Raw genomic sequence first — 16,001 nt, forward strand, 5'->3', positions numbered from 1 at the left:
GGCTGGCCGAAAAAACCCGCTTTCATGGAAAATAATCCGTAAGCGAAGTTTTCCCGGATTGCTGCGTGGCCTGCAGGGGCATCACAAAACGCGGCAGTATACCCGAGCGTTCACCGGCAAAGGGCGCGACTGACGAATAGAGCGCCTCTGTCTAAAACCGGGCAAAAATGCCGTGCGGCTGGCCTGGGCGCTCAAGAAAGCCTAGAATTCAGCATCGTTTATTCCCAAGGTAGCCCTTCAATGTCCTTCGCTGAGCAACTAACCCGCCTGCAAGCCTTCCTCGACGCCGATGAGCTGCATGACGAGGCGCTGGACTACGTGGCCGCCCACGGCTACCTGACCGCCCTGTCGATCTGCTCTGAAGACGTGCCCGAGCGTGAATGGATCGACGCGCTGTTCGCCGAAGAACCTCACTACGCCGACGACGCCCAGCGCGAAGAAATCGAAGCCACCCTGCTGGCCCTCAAGGCCCACATCGGTCGCCAACTGGCCTCCGATGAAGAATTCGAGCTGCCTTGCGAGCTGGACCTGGGTGAAGACCCGGACGACTCCGACCTGCGCGGCTGGTGCATTGGTTTCATGGAAGGCGTATTCCTGCGCGAAGCCGCCTGGTTCGAAACCGCCGAGGAAGAAGTCAGCGAAATGCTGCTGCCGATCATGGTCGGTTCGGGCCTGTTCGACGACCAGCCGGAGTTTTCCGATATCGCCGCCGACGCCAACCTGATGGACGATATGATCGTGCAGATCCCTGAAGCCCTCACCGCGCTGTACCTGCTGTGCAACGCGCCTGACGAAAAACCGGCGATCCTCAAGCCACGTCACCACTGAGTCGCTCGCCCGTGGACCCCATGGGCAAGCGTTCGCCGCTCCTGCGTTACGCGCTGCTGGCCATCGGCTGGCTGAGCGTAGCGCTTGGGGTGATCGGCATTTTCCTGCCGGTATTGCCGACTACACCCTTTCTCCTGCTGGCTGCCGCCTGCTTCGCTCGAAGCTCCCCGCGTTTCTACCACTGGCTGGTGGACCACCCGCGCCTGGGCCCGTGGATTCGTGATTACCTCGACGGTAACGGCATCCCGCTCAAGGGCAAGGTCTATGCCATCGGCTTGATGTGGCTGAGCATCGCCATTTCCTGCTACCTGGTGCCGTTGCCGTGGGCACGGGGCTTCATGCTGACCAGCGCAGTGCTGGTGACGATTTACATCCTGCGCCAGAAAACCCTGCCCCCGCGCTGAACGCGCCTGCGACATTCGCCCTCACACGACCTTGGTCGACACTGACTAACCCCAGGCATCATGCGAGACTGTCCAACCGGGCCCGGAATGCCCGGTGTTCTTATGCTCGGAGTTACCATGACGCTGTCCAGCGGGCTGATCGCCGCCGTTGCCCTGGCCTATATGGCCATCATGTTTGCCATCGCCTTTTACGGTGACCGTCGCCATGCGCCGCTGCCGCCGCGCGTGCGTGCGTGGGTCTATAGCCTGTCGCTCGCCGTGTATTGCACCAGCTGGACCTTCTTCGGCGCCGTAGGCCAGGCTGCCGAACAGCTTTGGGCGTTCTTGCCGATCTACCTGGGGCCGGTGCTGTTGCTGGTGCTGGCGCCCTGGGTGCTGCAGAAGATGATTCTGATCAGCAAGCAGGAAAACATCACCTCCATCGCCGACTTTATCGCCGCGCGCTACGGCAAATCCCAATCCCTGGCGGTCGTGGTCGCGTTGATCTGCCTGGTTGGGGTACTGCCCTATATCGCCCTGCAGCTCAAGGGCATCGTGCTCGGCGTGAACCTGTTGATCGGCTCCGGGCCCGACACCACGGGCACCCGGGCCCAGGACACCGCGCTGATTGTGTCGCTGGTGCTGGCGCTGTTCACCATCGTGTTTGGTACGCGCAACCTCGACGCCACCGAACACCACCGGGGCATGGTGCTGGCGATTGCCTTTGAATCCCTGGTCAAGCTGTTCGCGTTTCTGGCGGTCGGTGCGTTTGTGACCTACGGGCTGTACGACGGTTTCGGCGATCTGTTCAGCCAGGCGATGCTTGCACCGCGCCTGGAGGAATATTGGAAAGAGACCATCAACTGGCCGTCGATGGTGGTGCAGACCGGCGTCGCGATGATGGCGATCATCTGCCTGCCCCGGCAATTTCATGTGACGGTGGTGGAGAATATCGACCCGCAGGACTTGCGCCTGGCCAAATGGGTGTTCCCGGCGTATTTGATCCTTGCCGCGTTGTTCGTGGTGCCCATCGCCCTGGGCGGCAAGATGCTGTTGCCCGGTTCGGTGCTGCCGGACTCCTACGTGATCAGCCTGCCGATGGCCGAAGCCCACCCGGCCCTCGCGGTACTTGCGTTCATCGGCGGCGCCTCGGCGGCCACCGGCATGGTGATCGTGGCCAGCATCGCCTTGTCGACCATGGTCTCCAACGACATGCTGCTGCCCTGGCTGTTGCGCCGCTCCAGCGCCGAACGACCCTTTGAAGTGTTCCGCCATTGGATGCTGTCGGTGCGCCGGGTCAGCATCGTGATTATCCTGTTGCTGGCCTATGTGAGCTACCGGCTGCTGGGCTCCACTGCAAGCCTGGCGACCATCGGCCAGATCGCCTTTGCCGCCGTGACCCAATTGGCACCGGCGATGCTCGGCGCGCTCTACTGGAAGCAGGCCAACCGGCGCGGGGTTTTTGCGGGCTTGGCGGCGGGTACCTTCCTGTGGTTCTACACCCTGGTCCTACCGGTGACCGCGAAAAGCCTGGGCTGGTCGCTGAGCCTTTTCCCCGGCCTGACCTGGATGCACTCGCACCCGTTCGGGTTTTCCGTGACCTCACTGACCTTGGGCACCGTATTCTCGCTTGCCGGTAATTTCACGCTGTTCGTGTGGGTGTCGATGCTGTCGCGCACGCGGGTGTCCGAGCATTGGCAGGCCGGCCGCTTCATCGGCCAGGAAACCAGCCAGCGCACCAGCGCTCGCTCCATGTTGTCGGTACAGATCAGCGACCTGCTCAGCTTGTCCGCACGCTTTGTCGGCGAAGAACGGGCGCAGCAGAGCTTTATCCGTTTCGCCTATCGCCAGGGCAAAGGCTTCAACCCCAACCAGAATGCCGACAACGACTGGATCGCCCACACCGAGCGCTTGCTGGCGGGCGTGCTCGGTGCGTCCTCGACGCGAGCAGTGGTGAAAGCGGCGATTGAAGGGCGGGAAATGCAGCTGGAGGACGTAGTACGCATCGCCGACGAGGCGTCCGAGGTGCTGCAGTTCAACCGCGCCCTGCTGCAAGGCGCGATCGAGAACATCACCCAGGGCATCAGCGTGGTTGACCAGTCGCTCAAGCTGGTGGCCTGGAACCGTCGCTACCTGGAGCTGTTCAACTACCCCGATGGCTTGATCAGTGTCGGCCGGCCGATTGCCGACATTATTCGCTACAACGCCGAGCGCGGCCTGTGCGGCCCCGGTGAAGCCCAAGTGCATGTGGCGCGACGCCTGCACTGGATGCGCCAGGGCCGTGCGCATACCTCCGAGCGCTTGTTCCCCAACGGGCGCGTGATCGAGCTGATCGGCAATCCGATGCCCGGTGGCGGTTTCGTCATGAGTTTCACCGACATCACCGCGTTCCGCGAAGCCGCACAAGCGCTGACCGAGGCCAATGAAGGCCTGGAACAACGGGTGACCGAGCGCACCCATGAACTGTCGCAACTCAATGTCGCGCTGACCGAGGCCAAGGGTGTGGCCGAATCCGCCAGCCAGTCGAAGACCCGCTTTCTGGCGGCCGTCAGCCATGACTTGATGCAACCGCTGAACGCCGCGCGGCTGTTCTCCGCCGCCCTCTCCCACCAGCACGAAGGCCTCTCGAGCGAGGCCCGGCAACTGGTGCAGCACCTGGACAGTTCACTGCGCTCGGCCGAGGATCTGATCAGCGACCTGCTGGATATCTCGCGCTTGGAAAACGGCAAGATCAATCCCCAACGCCAGCCGTTTGTCCTCAACGAGCTGTTCGACACCCTGGGCGCCGAATTCAAGGCACTCGCCCATGAACAGGGTTTGCGCTTTCGTTTGCGCGGCAGTCGCCTGCGGGTGGACAGCGACATCAAATTGTTACGACGGATCCTGCAGAATTTCCTGACCAACGCCTTCCGCTATGCCGATGGCCCGGTGCTGCTGGGCGTGCGTCGCCGCCAGGGCCAATTGTGCCTGGAAGTCTGGGACCGTGGCCCTGGCATCCCGCCGGATAAACAGAAAGTGATTTTCGAAGAGTTCAAGCGCCTCGACAGCCACCAGACCCGCGCCGAAAAGGGCCTGGGCCTGGGCCTGGCGATCGCCGACGGTTTGTGCCGCGTGCTGGGCCACCGCCTGAGCGTACGCTCATGGCCGGGCAAGGGCAGCGTGTTCAGCGTGCGTGTGCCGCTGGCCCGCAGCCAGGTCAGCCCGCAGCCGAAGGCCACCGTAGAAAACGGCGTGCCCTTGAGCGGCGCACGGGTGCTGTGTGTGGACAACGAGGAAAGTATCTTGATCGGCATGCGCAGCCTGCTGACGCGCTGGGGCTGCGAAGTCTGGACCGCCACCGGCCAGGCCGAGTGCGCGGCCCTGTTGGCCGAAGGCATGCGCCCGCAACTGGCGCTGGTGGATTATCACCTGGACCACGGCGAAACCGGCACCGAACTGATGAGTTGGCTGCGGGCGCAATTGGCCGAGCCGATTCCCGGCGTGGTGATCAGTGCAGACGGGCGCCCGGAGATGGTGGCGCAGGTGCATGGAGCGGGGCTGGATTATCTGGCCAAGCCGGTGAAGCCGGCGGCGTTGCGGGCGCTGTTAAGTAGGCACCTGCCTCTGTAGACGGGATGTACTCGGTAAAAATGTGGGAGGGGGCTTGCCCTAATGCCAGTCAGTTAAGGCTTTTTGTAGGAGCGAGCTTGCTCGCGAAGAACTCACAGGTACCGCGTTCATTCAGAAAGCACGCGTTATCGTTGACGTTTTTCGCGAGCAAGCTCGCTCCTACAGACGGCGGTGTACGCTTAACTGACAGGCATTAGGGCTTGCCCCCGATGGCGGCCTGACAGCCGACCAGGATGTTGGATCAAGACGAGTACATATCCGTTGCTGCGGTAACGGCTGCTATGGGTTCCGCCCTTACGGCGTCTCACTTTTGAAAAGCGCAAAAGTAAGCAAAACGCTCTTGCCCCACCACTCGGCACCTCGCCTAGGCTCGGTGTGCCCGTAATCCGACATTGATTGGGGGGCCGCCGCCACGCGCCATCCATGGCGCGGGGCGGCTAAACCGGCATCCCTGCCGGTTTACCCCCCAAATCACTGTCGAATTCCGGCCAGCGTGGTTTAACGGGGCGCCTAGATCAAGAGCAAGATCAAGAGCGGCTCGCTTCGCATCGTGGTTACCGTGGGCTGCTACAAAGTTGTGTAGATACCTATGCCCCGATGGCAGTCTGTCAGTCAGTTTACCCTGAGCTGACCCACCGCAATCGGGAGCAAGCCCCCTCCCACATTTTGATCATGTTTTATTCAGGGGAATGCGCTACGCCATCCGAATCGGTCATCGCGCGCTCGAGCAAATCCGCCGGCAGGCTTTTGCTGGCACGCGCGCCCAGCAGGCGCAGTTGCTCGGTGCGGCTGACCAGATTGCCGCGTCCATCGGTCAGCTTGTTACGCGCTGCGCTGTAAGCCTTGTCCAACTGCTGCAAGCGGTTACCCACTTCGTCCAGATCCTGGATAAACAACACGAACTTGTCGTACAGCCAACCGGCGCGCTCGGCGATTTCCCGGGCGTTCTGGCTCTGGCGTTCCTGCTTCCACAGGCTATCGATTACCCGCAGGGTGGCAAGCAAGGTGGTGGGGCTGACAATCACGATATGACGGTCGAAGGCTTCCTGGAACAGGTTCGGCTCGGCTTGCAGCGCTGCGGAAAACGCTGCCTCAATCGGCACGAACAGCAGCACGAAATCCAGGCTGTGCAAACCTTCCAGGCGCTTGTAATCCTTGCCGGCCAAGCCTTTGACGTGATTGCGCAAGGACAGCACATGCTGCTTCAACGCCGCCTGGCCAATCACTTCGTCATCCGCCGCAACGTACTGCTGATAGGCGATCAGGCTGACCTTGGAGTCCACCACCACCTGCTTGTCGCCCGGCAACATGATCAGCACGTCGGGCTGGAAGCGTTCGCCATCCGGGCCTTTGAGGCTGACCTGGGTCTGGTATTCGCGGCCTTTCTCCAGGCCCGCATGCTCCAGCACCCGCTCGAGGATCAGCTCGCCCCAGTTACCCTGGGTTTTTTGGCCTTTGAGGGCGCGGGTCAGGTTGGTGGCTTCGTCCGACAGGCGCAGGTTCAATTGCTGCAGGCGCTCAAGCTCTTTGGCCAGGGAAAAGCGTTCGCGGGCTTCGTTCTGGTAGCTTTCTTCAACGCGCTTCTCGAAGGATTGGATGCGTTCCTTGAGCGGGTCCAGCAGTTGCCCCAGGCGCTCCTGGCTGGTTTCGGCAAAGCGTTGCTCACGCTCGTCGAAAATCTTCCCGGCCAGTTCGGCGAACTGCGCGCGCAGCTCGTCCCGTGAACCCTGCAGGTCGGCGAGGCGTTGTTGATGGCTGTCCTGCTGTTCACGCAGCTCGGCGCGCAAGGCGGCGGCCAAGGCGTCAAGCCGGCGCAGCTCGGTTTCCTTGGCGCTGCGGTCCAGGTTCCAGGCGTGGGCGGCGTCGCGGGCGTTATCGCGGTCGATCTGCAACAGCTCGACTTCGCGGCGCACCGCAGCCAGGTCGGCCTGCTTGGCGGCATTGGCGTGGCTCAGATCGCTGATTTCGTCGCGGCTGGCGTCCAGTTGGGCGGCAAGCCCTTCCTGGGCCAATTGCGCGGTCGCCAGGCGCTCCTCCAGCAATTCCCAGCCGGTGGTGCGCGCGGTCAGCCGTCGTTGAATCTGCCAGCACAACGCCAATAACGGCAGCGCGGCGCCAGCAAGCCCGAGGGCGACACTGGTCCAGTCGAAAACCATAGCCATTTCTGCCATCACCAAAAAAGAGCAAGGTTAACCAAGCAATGCCCGGGAGGACAGCTCAGTCTTCGACCTGGCCCAGTTCGCGCTGAGCGCGACGGTCGCCGGCGCGGGCCGCCGAACGCAACAGATCCTGGCCGATGCGCCGGTCGCGGGCATTTTCGCATTCACGGCACATCAATTGGCCCAGGCGGCTCTGCGCGGCCACCACGCCTTCGCGGGCAGGCTGCTTGAGCAGGCGGCCAGCCAGGTGCTTGACGTTGGTACTCTGCCCCAGGCGCGGGCTGTCGAGGAGCCACAAGGCGACTTTCAAAGAGAAACGCTTGGGCGCGGTAACAGTCTGGGGAGTGTCGGTAACAGAAGGTGATACTGAGCGAAACTTCATAAAGCACTGTGGGACAGAACGGAAGGCGCGCCACTCTACTCTTTTTTTCGTACAGGTAAAGCTGAAAAAACCCGGCACGCCCGTTCTAGAGCAAGCGCTTGGGACAATCCACAGAAGCTGTGGATAACTCAGTGGACAACCCGCCTTTAACTCGCGCAAAGGCCCATGGAATGGGGGCCGCAGTCAAACTGACGATTTTTTCACCAATAAAAAAAAGCCAGATTTTTCATTGACTTAAATTTTGATTGCAGGCAAATGGGCAGGCTTCAGGACAGTTACCAGCGAAGTTACCGGCGCTGCGACTAATGTGCACAAGTACCCAGCCAACGGTTATATCCCCGGCGTTTTTTGATCCGACACGCTCAGGAAATGTTACTGCCAGGAAACTGGAGGGTGGACGGCTGATGGTTTTTTTGCCAAGCCACTTCCTTTCCTTGTTTCGATCCGTTACTATCCGCAGCGTTAGTACCAAGCTGAAAGTCAATTCTGGTCGACATATCCCTAGAACTTCATGGGATCGACCACCTCGATGGTTTCCAGGTATCACTTGCGACGACACTGCCTTTGAACAAGCAAAGGGTGCCGCGAAGTCTGCATACTCTGACCGAACCAACCTGCAAATTGATCAGGATCTTCACCCTGGGCCCAGAACCTTTGCCCCTGTTGTGTTGCCTGCCCTCCTAAGTACCTACCTGCCAGCCCAAGCGCGCCTAATCCAATAGCGCTTCAAACTGGCTGCTTTGTTCCAGACTAGGTTCTTTCGCTTGATCAATGGTGATCAGCGTTTCTGGAACGTTTTAACGTTGCACGGTTCTTATCCGTGTCATTTGTAGGAACACCAATAATATGAACGCTCAAATCCACACTCAGGATGCCATCCGCACCCTCACCAACGCTTTTGCCCCAATGAACTGCCTGATCATGGCCGCTCGCAAAGGCTGCTTCAGCTTCACCCTGGTCAACGAACACGGCATCGCACGTCACAGCGAACGCCTGTACCCCGATCAATACTCCAGCGCAGAACCGCTGCAGGCCGTGATCGAGCGTACCCGTCAGGCACTGATTGCCTGATCGACCCGAGTCGCTGAAACACAAAAACCCTGTCTGAAAAACAGGGTTTTTTATTGCCTGGAATTTAGTCCCGGGATTTTTTACTAAGCACGAATAGATATAAACGTTATAACCGGATAAAGAAGATGTTTTAAAAACAGTCCTTTACAGGATGAATATGACACTACACTTCAACTCAAGCGGCATGATCCGCTTGCGACGGGCCTGAGATCCGATCCACCGCTGCCAAGCCCTCCTTCTCAGGCTCGTCATTCATTCCCACGGACTGAGGTTTGTATGGGTATTGCCGCCAGCGAATTGTGTCGTTATGTGATCAGGCCGACCTTGCTGTACCTCGGCCGCCATAACCCGACCGCCGAAGCCCTGCTGCTGGGCATCGCCGCCAGCCAGTCGGAACTGGGCTCGGCCTTGCATGATCGACGCGGCCATGGCCTCTACCGCATCACCGAACCGCGTCACCGCGCCCTCTGGGATAGCTACCTGGCGCTCGACCCTGAACGTGCAAGCCTGGTGCGCGGGTTGGCCAGCCAACATGCGTTCCTCAGTGCGCCCCAGTTGGAACTGACGGTGAACCTGCGTTACGCCACGGCAATCGCCTGGTTGCTGGTGGAGCAACACCGCCCTGCCCTCCCCGCGCCCGGCGATGTATTGGCGATGGCACGTATCTGGAAAGAAATATTTCACCCTCAAGGCCGCCTGCGAGATTTCTCCCAGGCCTGGCAAAGCTGTGTCAGCCCAATGAAACAGGTGGCCTGTTGACCGGGCAAATTGCAAGATTCGCCAAAAAACCGGAAATCTGGTCGGATTGTCCTACAAAACCGCTCTATCTCCTGCATTACAGCCTATAGCGCGATGTTAAATTTATTGATACTTTCCGCAGCGGTGATCACACGGAGTTCTAATAATGAAAAAAGTAATGCTCAAGACCACACTTAGCCTCGCCGTTGCCATGGCCTCCTCCCAACTGTTCGCCAGCGGCTTCGCCCTGAACGAACAGAGCGTCAGCGGAATGGGTACTGGCTTCGCAGGTCGCTCTTCTTCTGCCGATGACGCAAGCACTGTCTACGGTAACCCTGCCGGTATGGCTCGCCTGAACGGCCAGCAAATCACCGGCGGTGTCGCAGCCATCGATGCCTCTACCGATCTCAGCGACACAAGCGGTCGCTCTCGCGGCAGCAACAAAGGCGACATGGTGCCGTTCACCGCCGTACCTTTTGGTTTCTACACCAATAAGCTCAACGACCAGTGGGCCGTCGGCTTTGGCGTGTATGCGCCGTTCGGCCTGATAACCGACTACGAAAGCGGCTTCCAGGGCCGTGGCTTTGGCAGCAAGAGCGAAGTGAAAGTCATCACCTTGCAACCAACGGTCAGCTACGCCTTCAACGATCGCGTTTCCGTCGGCTTCGGCCCGACCATCAACCGCATTGGCGGTACCCTGGAATCGGACATCACGCTGAACCCTGCCGCGCCGGACACCAATATCAAGATCAAGGGTGACGACACCGCGCTGGGTTTCAACGTCGGTGTGCTGGTACAAGCCACCGATACCACCCGCGTCGGCCTGACCTATCACTCCAAGGTCAGCTACAAGCTGGAGGGCCACACCGAAGTCACCGCGCCGACCGCGACCTCTCCGTTCCTGCGCAGCAACCGTTACGACGCTTCGCTGAAGATCGATACACCTGAGTCCTACGACCTGTCGGTGACCCAAGACCTGACCGACGCATGGAAACTCTATGCCGGTGCAACCTGGACCCGCTGGAGCCGCCTGAAAGACATTACCGTCAAGAACGACGGCGTCACCGGCGCAACCGGTGGTGGGCTGGCCCCAGCGTTGGTAAGCACCATCAAGGAAGACCAGAACTGGCACGACACCTGGGCTTACGCCCTGGGTACTTCGTACCAGCTGACCAAGCAAGTGGTGCTGCGTACCGGCCTGACGTTCGACCAGTCGCCGACCAACAACACTGATCGCTCGCCGCGCATTCCTACCGGCGACCGCACCATCTTCAGTCTGGGCCTGGGCTACGAGGTCATGCCGAACATGACCATCGACGTGGCCTACTCCTACCTGAAGGAAGAGGACGTCAAGGTTGCGCGCTCCAACCAATTGGCCAGTTACAACGCCAAGTATGAAAACAGTGCCAACGGTTTCGGCCTGGGCATGACCTACCGCTTCTGATTGGTTGCGGTATAAAAAAGCCCCGCTCTCCTGCACAGGAGGCGGGGCTTTTCAATGGGCGGCGATCAGGGTTTGGACGCCAACGCCTCTTCTACCGCCTTGATCAACTCCGGACTGTCAGGCTTGGTCAGGCTGGAAAAATTGGCGATGACCTTGCCCTGGCGATCCACCACGTACTTGTAGAAATTCCACTTGGGCGGCGTGTCGGTCTGTTGCGCCAGCACCTTGAACAAATTGACCGCGTCCGGTCCCTTGACCTTCTGCGGCTCGGTCATGGTGAAGGTCACGCCGTAGTTCACGTAGCAGACCTTGGCGGTTTCTTCGCCAGTCTTGGCTTCCTGCTTGAAGTCGTCGGACGGCACGCCAATCACTTCCAGGCCCTGGCCCTTATAGCGTTGGTACAACGCTTCGAGGCCTTTGAATTGCGGGGCGAAGCCGCAGAAGCTCGCCGTGTTGACGATGACCAGGGGCTTACCCGCGAAACGCTGGCACAGGTCAATGGATTCCTTGGCCCGCAGCTTGGGCAATTGGCCCTCCAGCAACGGCGGGCAACTGGCCGCCAGGGCCACGCTGCCAGCAGCCATCAGGACGGGTACAGCGAGCCAGCGCATCAACATGGGAAAAGTCCTTGCATGGGTTCAGACATAGAACTTAACAGATCGCCATGCCCAACTGCATCAACGCCAGGCCGCCGCGCTGCCAGCCCCACCAGGCCAGCAGCAACAACACCAGCCCTGCCACCAGGGCCATGCACCGCAGTGCTGCACTCATGCCGCCTCCATTTGCGCCTGCACGCGCGCCACTGGCCGTTCACGCACTGGCCAGTTCAGGGCCGCCGCGAGCAGGCTGAGCAGAATCGCCACTTGCCAGATCAAGTCGTAGTTACCGGTTCGATCATAGACCACCCCGCCCAACCAGCCACCGAGGAACGAGCCGAGTTGATGGAACAGGAACACAATCCCACCCAACATCGAGAGGTTGCGCACACCGAACAAGGTCGCAACAGTGCCGTTGGTCAGCGGCACGGTAGACAGCCACAGGAACCCCATTGCCATGCCAAACAGGTAAGCCGTGACTTCGGTGACCGGCGCCCACAGGAACAGCACGATCACCACCGCACGCAACAGGTACAAACCGGTGAGCAAGCGCGGCTTGGACATGCGCCCACCCAGCCAGCCGGCCGTGTAGGTGCCGAATACATTGAACAGCCCGATCAACGCCAGCACCGTGGTGCCAGCCGTAGCCGGCAGATGCTGGTCCACCAGATACGCCGGCAGATGCACGCCGATAAACACCACCTGGAAACCGCAGACGAAAAAGCCGAAGGACAGCAGCCAGAACCCGGAATGGGAGCACGCCTCCTTCAACGCTTCGCGCAGGGTTTGCTGACCGACCGTGGTCGGCAGCGGCCGGTCCTTGAGCATGGCCACCAGCGGCAGGATCAGTGCGACCATCAAGCCCAACGCCAGCAGCGCCGCAGACCAGCCCAGCCACCCGATCAAGCCGAGGGTGCCCGGCACCATGGCGAACTGGCCAAAGGAGCCCGCGGCGCTGGCGATGCCCATGGCCATGCTGCGTTTTTCCGCTGGTACGGCGCGGCCGACCACACCGAGGATCACTGAAAACGACGTGCCGGACAGGCCAATGCCGATCAGCAACCCTGCGCTCAGGGACAACGACCACGCCGAGTCCGACATGCCCATCAGCACCAGGCCCACGGCGTACAACACGCCACCGACGAACACCGCCTTGGTCGCGCCGAAACGGTCAGCCAGGGCCCCGGTGAACGGCTGCGCCAGACCCCAGATCAGGTTCTGCAAGGCAATAGCAAAGGCGAACGTCTCGCGCCCCCAGCCAAATTCGCTGCTCATCGGTGCCAGGAACAGGCCGAAGCCGTGCCGCACGCCCAATGACAACGCCAGGATCAGCGCACTCCCCACAAGAACCCAGCCACTGGTGCGCCACATCGAGGTCATTTCTTATTCTCCGCTCGCGGGTATATACCCGCTTATAGTCGGACAAACCGCCGTTCAGGCGAGTTCATCCAGCAAGGCCAACAACGTTTCGCGCTTTTCGGCGCCCAGTTGATCGATCAATTTCTGTTGCGCCGCTTCCCATGCCGGCAAGGCCGCAGCCAACCGCTGCTGACCGGCCTCGGTCAACTGCACCAGGCGGTTGCGCAGGTCATCGCCTTCCACCAACCGGACCAGGCCATCACCTTCCAGTACGCGCAGGTTGCGCCCCAAGGTGCTGCGGTCCAGGCCCATGGCTTCTGCCAGGCTGGAAATGCTCGGCTGATCGAGACGTTGCAGGTTGCTCAGCAAGGAATACTGGGCAACGTTGATCCCGAAGCCGTCGAGGGCGCCGTCGTAATACCGGCTGACGCCACGGGCGGCGCGTCGCAGGTTGGTGCACAAACATTGGGAAGCAAGCATAGAGCGTGTATATACCCGGAGTTAAGCAAATGCAAGAAAGTGTAACAGCGCCAGCCCGATCAACACTGCCGTTTCGAGCAACTCCAGCAGCGCGCCGGCGGTATCGCCGGTCGTGCCACCGAGGCGCTTGACCATCAAATGGCGCAAGCCGATAAAACAGCCCGCCGCGAGCAGTACCGCTATCCCACCGCTGAAACCACCGATCAGGATGCAGGCCAGTCCACTGAGGATCAGTACCTGCTGACCGACAATCCTCGGTAAATGATCCGACAACGCTTGGCCCAATCCCCCCGCACGCACATAGCGCGTGGTGAGAAACAGCGCCAGCATCGAAGCCCGGCCGATCAACGGCGCGAGAATCAGCGCGGCGCCGTTATGCTGCTCGATCAAGGCCACCAGCGCGGTGAATTTGAGCAGCAACACCAGGCCTAGGGTGACCACGGCAATCGGCCCGCTGCGCGGGTCCTTCATGATGCTGAGGGTGCGTTCGCGGTCGCCGAAGCCGCCGAGCCAGGCGTCGGCACTGTCCGCCAGGCCGTCCAGGTGCAGGCCGCCGCTGAGCAGCACCCAGGCGGCCAATAGCAGCGCGGCGTGCAGCAACAGTGGCGCACCCATCAACAGGCTGTTCAGGCCCCACAGCAGCAGGCCAAACAGCAAACCCACCACCGGGTAAAACAGCAACGAACGCCCCAGTTCCTGGGGTTGCGGCATGCCTGGCAAGCGAATCGGCAGACTGCTCAGGAACTGCAGGGCGATCCAGAATGGCAGCATGTTCAGGCCCCTTCCTTCAACGTGCCATCGGTCGCCACTTGCAGGCTGAACAGCCCGCCGTGACCGACTTCGACATTCAGCAAGTGCTCACGCGGCAAACCGCGCGCACGCGCCAATAACAGGCGCATGACGCCACCGTGGCTGATCAACAGCACGCGCTCACCGGCATAGGCCTGCTGTAGACGTAAGACGGCGCCCAGCACCCGGTCGGAAAAGGCCTCCACCGGCTCGCCTTCTGGCGGCGTAAAGCGGTAGGGATCCGCCCAGAACAAGCCCAAGCCCTCGGCGTCGGTTTCCATCAGCGCCGCCGCGCTCTGTCCTTCCCAGGCGCCGAAGTGCAGCTCTTGCAGGTCTTTTTCCAGGCTGACTGGAAGGTTGAGACGCCCGCCCAATTCCTGCGCAAAACGCGCACAGCGTTGCAACGGCGAGCTGATCAGCCGGTCCCACGGCCCCTGCCCCAGCACAGCCGCGCGCATCTGCTCCCAGCCCCTGGCCGTCAAGGCATCATCCAGGCTGCCGCGCAGGCCGCCGCCCAGCTCGGTTTCACCGTGGCGCAGCAGGTCCAGGTGCAAGGTCATGCAGGGCGATCCGCCACGGCGGCTTCGGCGAACGTCGCCATCTGGCCGTGCAACGCACAGGCCAGGCGCAGCAACGGCACCGCCAGCGCCGCACCGCTGCCTTCGCCCAGGCGCAAGCCCAGGTCCAGCAGCGGCTGTGCGTCAAGACTGTGCAGCACGTGACGATGGCCCGGCTCGGCGCCACGATGGCCGAACACCAACCAGTCGCGGCAGGCCGGATTCAAGCGCGTGGCCACCAGCGCGGCGACGCTGCAGATAAAGCCGTCCACCAGCACGACGATGCCTGCCTGGGCGCAGGCCAGGTAGGCACCGACCAGCGCGGCAATTTCAAAGCCCCCCAGGTTGAACAGCGTCTGCAACGCGTCGCCACGCTGGGCCGCGTGCAAGCTCAGCGCGCGCTCGATGACTGCCACCTTGTGGCTGACGCCTTGGGCATTCAGCCCCGTGCCCGGACCGGTCAGGTCACTCACCGGGCAATCGAGCAGCGCACACGCCAACGCGCTGGCGGCGGTGGTGTTGCCAATGCCCATTTCACCGCCGATAAACAGCTGTGCGCCGTGCTCCAAAGCGCGGCGTGCGCTGTCTCGGCCGGCCTGCAAGGCCTGGTGCCCCTGCACCTGGGTCATCGCCGGGCCGTGGACAAAGTTGGCCGTGCCCGCGCCGATATTCAGGTGGCGCACGCCGGGTAGATCCAGGGAGAGCGTGACCGTGCCGAGGTCGACCACTTCCAACTGCGCATCCAGCTGGCGAGCCAATACGCTGATGGCCGCGCCACCGCTGACAAAATTGTGCAGCATCTGCCCGGTCACGGCCTGGGGAAACGCCGACACACCTTCGGCGACCACGCCATGGTCGCCGGCAAAAATCGCGATCCACAGCTGCTCCACCGACGGTTTGACCCGGCCCTGCAACCCGGCCAACTGCACCGCCAGCGCTTCCAGCTGGCCGAGCGAACCGGCGGGTTTGGTCAACTGCTGCTGACGCGCCAACGCCTGTGCTTGCGCAGCGGCGTCGATGGCCTTGCAGGGGTTGAGCCACCAGAAATCCGTCATAACGCAGTACCTTTCAAAGTCAGGGGCAGGCCGGCAACCGTCAGCACTACGCGCTGACACCGCTCGGCCAAGGCTTGATGCAGCCAACCGGCTTCATCCACATAACGGCGAGTCAATTCGCCCAGCGGCACGACACCCAGTCCGGTCTCGTTGCTGACAAAAATGATCTGCCCCGGCAGTGCAGCCAGGGTATCGAGCAACTGGTCGCGCTCCGAAGCAAGGCGCTCAGGGTCTTCCAACATCAGCAGATTGGTCAGCCACAGGGTCAGGCAGTCCACCAGCAGGCAACGCTCGGCAGCGGCGTTGTCGCGCAACACCCGCGCCAGTTCGATGGGCTCTTCGATCAGGCCCCAATGGTCGGGGCGACGCGCACGGTGCAGGGCAACGCGCTGGTTCATCTCACCGTCCAGCGGCTGGCTGGTGGCGATATACATCACCGGTAAACCGCTGGCGCCGGCGAGTGTTTCAGCGAGACGGCTTTTGCCCGAACGGGCGCCGCCGAGAATCAATTGACGCATGAGCCACTACCTTTTCCAGTCAGCCGAAAGACC

General features: G+C 61.5%; 15 protein-coding genes. 6 read left to right on the plus strand and 9 right to left on the minus strand.

Going from position 1 to position 16,001, the window contains the following annotated elements:
• The first annotated feature begins 240 nt into the window (after nt 1–240).
• From C4J85_RS19140 to C4J85_RS19150, 3 genes are all read left to right on the plus strand, one after another.
• Entirely contained in the window at nt 241–828 is a 588-nt protein-coding gene (locus tag C4J85_RS19140) for a YecA family protein (protein WP_124363806.1), read from the plus strand.
• Between the two features lie 20 nt (nt 829–848).
• Nucleotides 849–1,232, plus strand: coding sequence for a YbaN family protein (locus C4J85_RS19145; protein WP_124363807.1), 384 nt, complete (start codon nt 849–851; stop codon nt 1,230–1,232).
• A gap of 117 nt (nt 1,233–1,349) precedes the next feature.
• Nucleotides 1,350–4,820, plus strand: a complete 3,471-nt coding sequence (locus C4J85_RS19150; protein WP_124367864.1) for a hybrid sensor histidine kinase/response regulator — start codon at nt 1,350–1,352, stop codon at nt 4,818–4,820.
• A 677-nt stretch (nt 4,821–5,497) separates the two neighbouring features.
• On the opposite strand, the gene rmuC is transcribed toward C4J85_RS19150, so the two are convergent.
• Complete coding sequence (gene rmuC / locus C4J85_RS19160; protein WP_164487883.1) at nt 5,498–6,862, minus strand: DNA recombination protein RmuC; 1,365 nt, start codon at nt 6,860–6,862, stop codon at nt 5,498–5,500.
• A gap of 175 nt (nt 6,863–7,037) precedes the next feature.
• On the minus strand, nt 7,038–7,361 hold the full coding sequence (locus tag C4J85_RS19165; RefSeq protein WP_124367865.1) for a sel1 repeat family protein: 324 nt from the start codon (nt 7,359–7,361) through the stop codon (nt 7,038–7,040).
• Nucleotides 7,362–8,207: 846 nt separating this feature from the next.
• On the opposite strand from C4J85_RS19165, the gene C4J85_RS19175 reads away from it, so the two are divergent.
• The 3 genes from C4J85_RS19175 (at nt 8,208) to C4J85_RS19185 (ending at nt 10,614) form a co-directional block, all read left to right on the plus strand.
• Complete coding sequence (locus C4J85_RS19175) at nt 8,208–8,432, plus strand: hypothetical protein (RefSeq protein WP_010208698.1); 225 nt, start codon at nt 8,208–8,210, stop codon at nt 8,430–8,432.
• 276 nt (nt 8,433–8,708) lie between these two features.
• Complete coding sequence (locus C4J85_RS19180) at nt 8,709–9,191, plus strand: hypothetical protein (RefSeq protein WP_124410484.1); 483 nt, start codon at nt 8,709–8,711, stop codon at nt 9,189–9,191.
• A gap of 145 nt (nt 9,192–9,336) precedes the next feature.
• Complete coding sequence (locus tag C4J85_RS19185) at nt 9,337–10,614, plus strand: OmpP1/FadL family transporter (protein ID WP_124410485.1); 1,278 nt, start codon at nt 9,337–9,339, stop codon at nt 10,612–10,614.
• A 65-nt stretch (nt 10,615–10,679) separates the two neighbouring features.
• Here C4J85_RS19185 and C4J85_RS19190 read toward each other — a convergent pair whose 3' ends face one another.
• The 7 genes from C4J85_RS19190 to cobU all read right to left on the minus strand — a co-directional run bounded on the left by C4J85_RS19190 (nt 10,680) and on the right by cobU (nt 15,968).
• Nucleotides 10,680–11,231: a glutathione peroxidase gene (locus C4J85_RS19190; protein ID WP_124371436.1), complete on the minus strand. Its 552-nt coding sequence runs from the start codon at nt 11,229–11,231 to the stop codon at nt 10,680–10,682.
• Nucleotides 11,232–11,381: 150 nt separating this feature from the next.
• Entirely contained in the window at nt 11,382–12,590 is a 1,209-nt protein-coding gene (locus C4J85_RS19195) for an MFS transporter (protein ID WP_124367868.1), read from the minus strand.
• Nucleotides 12,591–12,644: 54 nt separating this feature from the next.
• Nucleotides 12,645–13,049 carry a MarR family winged helix-turn-helix transcriptional regulator gene (locus C4J85_RS19200; RefSeq protein WP_124363814.1) on the minus strand — a complete coding sequence of 135 codons (405 nt, stop codon included), beginning with the start codon at nt 13,047–13,049 and terminating at the stop codon, nt 12,645–12,647.
• Nucleotides 13,050–13,070: 21 nt separating this feature from the next.
• Nucleotides 13,071–13,820 (minus strand): adenosylcobinamide-GDP ribazoletransferase, encoded by a 750-nt coding sequence (locus tag C4J85_RS19205; RefSeq protein ID WP_124410486.1) that lies wholly within the window; start codon nt 13,818–13,820, stop codon nt 13,071–13,073.
• Nucleotides 13,821–13,822: 2 nt separating this feature from the next.
• Complete coding sequence (gene cobC / locus C4J85_RS19210; protein WP_124410487.1) at nt 13,823–14,398, minus strand: alpha-ribazole phosphatase family protein; 576 nt, start codon at nt 14,396–14,398, stop codon at nt 13,823–13,825.
• On the minus strand, nt 14,395–15,450 hold the full coding sequence (gene cobT, locus C4J85_RS19215) for a nicotinate-nucleotide--dimethylbenzimidazole phosphoribosyltransferase (RefSeq protein WP_124410488.1): 1,056 nt from the start codon (nt 15,448–15,450) through the stop codon (nt 14,395–14,397). Before cobT ends, cobC begins: the two co-directional genes overlap by 4 nt.
• The gene (gene cobU, locus C4J85_RS19220) at nt 15,447–15,968 is read right to left on the minus strand and encodes a bifunctional adenosylcobinamide kinase/adenosylcobinamide-phosphate guanylyltransferase (protein WP_124410489.1); all 522 of its coding nucleotides are present in this window, start codon (nt 15,966–15,968) and stop codon (nt 15,447–15,449) included. The genes cobT and cobU overlap by 4 nt, the downstream gene beginning before the upstream one ends.
• Nucleotides 15,969–16,001 lie beyond the last annotated feature (33 nt).

The sequence above is a fragment of the Pseudomonas sp. R4-34-07 genome, from assembly GCF_003852375.1.
GTDB lineage: Bacteria > Pseudomonadota > Gammaproteobacteria > Pseudomonadales > Pseudomonadaceae > Aquipseudomonas.

Bases quoted from the DNA above. Each gene is read 5' to 3' on its own strand.
- C4J85_RS19140 (WP_124363806.1), top strand. From the start codon at position 241: ATGTCCTTCGCTGAGCAACTAACCCGCCTGCAAGCCTTCCTCGACGCC.
- C4J85_RS19145 (WP_124363807.1), top strand. From the start codon at position 849: ATGGGCAAGCGTTCGCCGCTCCTGCGTTACGCGCTGCTGGCCATCGGC.
- C4J85_RS19150 (WP_124367864.1), top strand. From the start codon at position 1,350: ATGACGCTGTCCAGCGGGCTGATCGCCGCCGTTGCCCTGGCCTATATG.
- C4J85_RS19165 (WP_124367865.1), bottom strand. From the start codon at position 7,361: ATGAAGTTTCGCTCAGTATCACCTTCTGTTACCGACACTCCCCAGACT.
- C4J85_RS19175 (WP_010208698.1), top strand. From the start codon at position 8,208: ATGAACGCTCAAATCCACACTCAGGATGCCATCCGCACCCTCACCAAC.
- C4J85_RS19180 (WP_124410484.1), top strand. From the start codon at position 8,709: ATGGGTATTGCCGCCAGCGAATTGTGTCGTTATGTGATCAGGCCGACC.
- C4J85_RS19185 (WP_124410485.1), top strand. From the start codon at position 9,337: ATGAAAAAAGTAATGCTCAAGACCACACTTAGCCTCGCCGTTGCCATG.
- C4J85_RS19190 (WP_124371436.1), bottom strand. From the start codon at position 11,231: ATGTTGATGCGCTGGCTCGCTGTACCCGTCCTGATGGCTGCTGGCAGC.
- C4J85_RS19195 (WP_124367868.1), bottom strand. From the start codon at position 12,590: ATGACCTCGATGTGGCGCACCAGTGGCTGGGTTCTTGTGGGGAGTGCG.
- C4J85_RS19200 (WP_124363814.1), bottom strand. From the start codon at position 13,049: ATGCTTGCTTCCCAATGTTTGTGCACCAACCTGCGACGCGCCGCCCGT.
- C4J85_RS19205 (WP_124410486.1), bottom strand. From the start codon at position 13,820: ATGCTGCCATTCTGGATCGCCCTGCAGTTCCTGAGCAGTCTGCCGATT.
- cobC (WP_124410487.1), bottom strand. From the start codon at position 14,398: ATGACCTTGCACCTGGACCTGCTGCGCCACGGTGAAACCGAGCTGGGC.
- cobT (WP_124410488.1), bottom strand. From the start codon at position 15,450: ATGACGGATTTCTGGTGGCTCAACCCCTGCAAGGCCATCGACGCCGCT.
- cobU (WP_124410489.1), bottom strand. From the start codon at position 15,968: ATGCGTCAATTGATTCTCGGCGGCGCCCGTTCGGGCAAAAGCCGTCTC.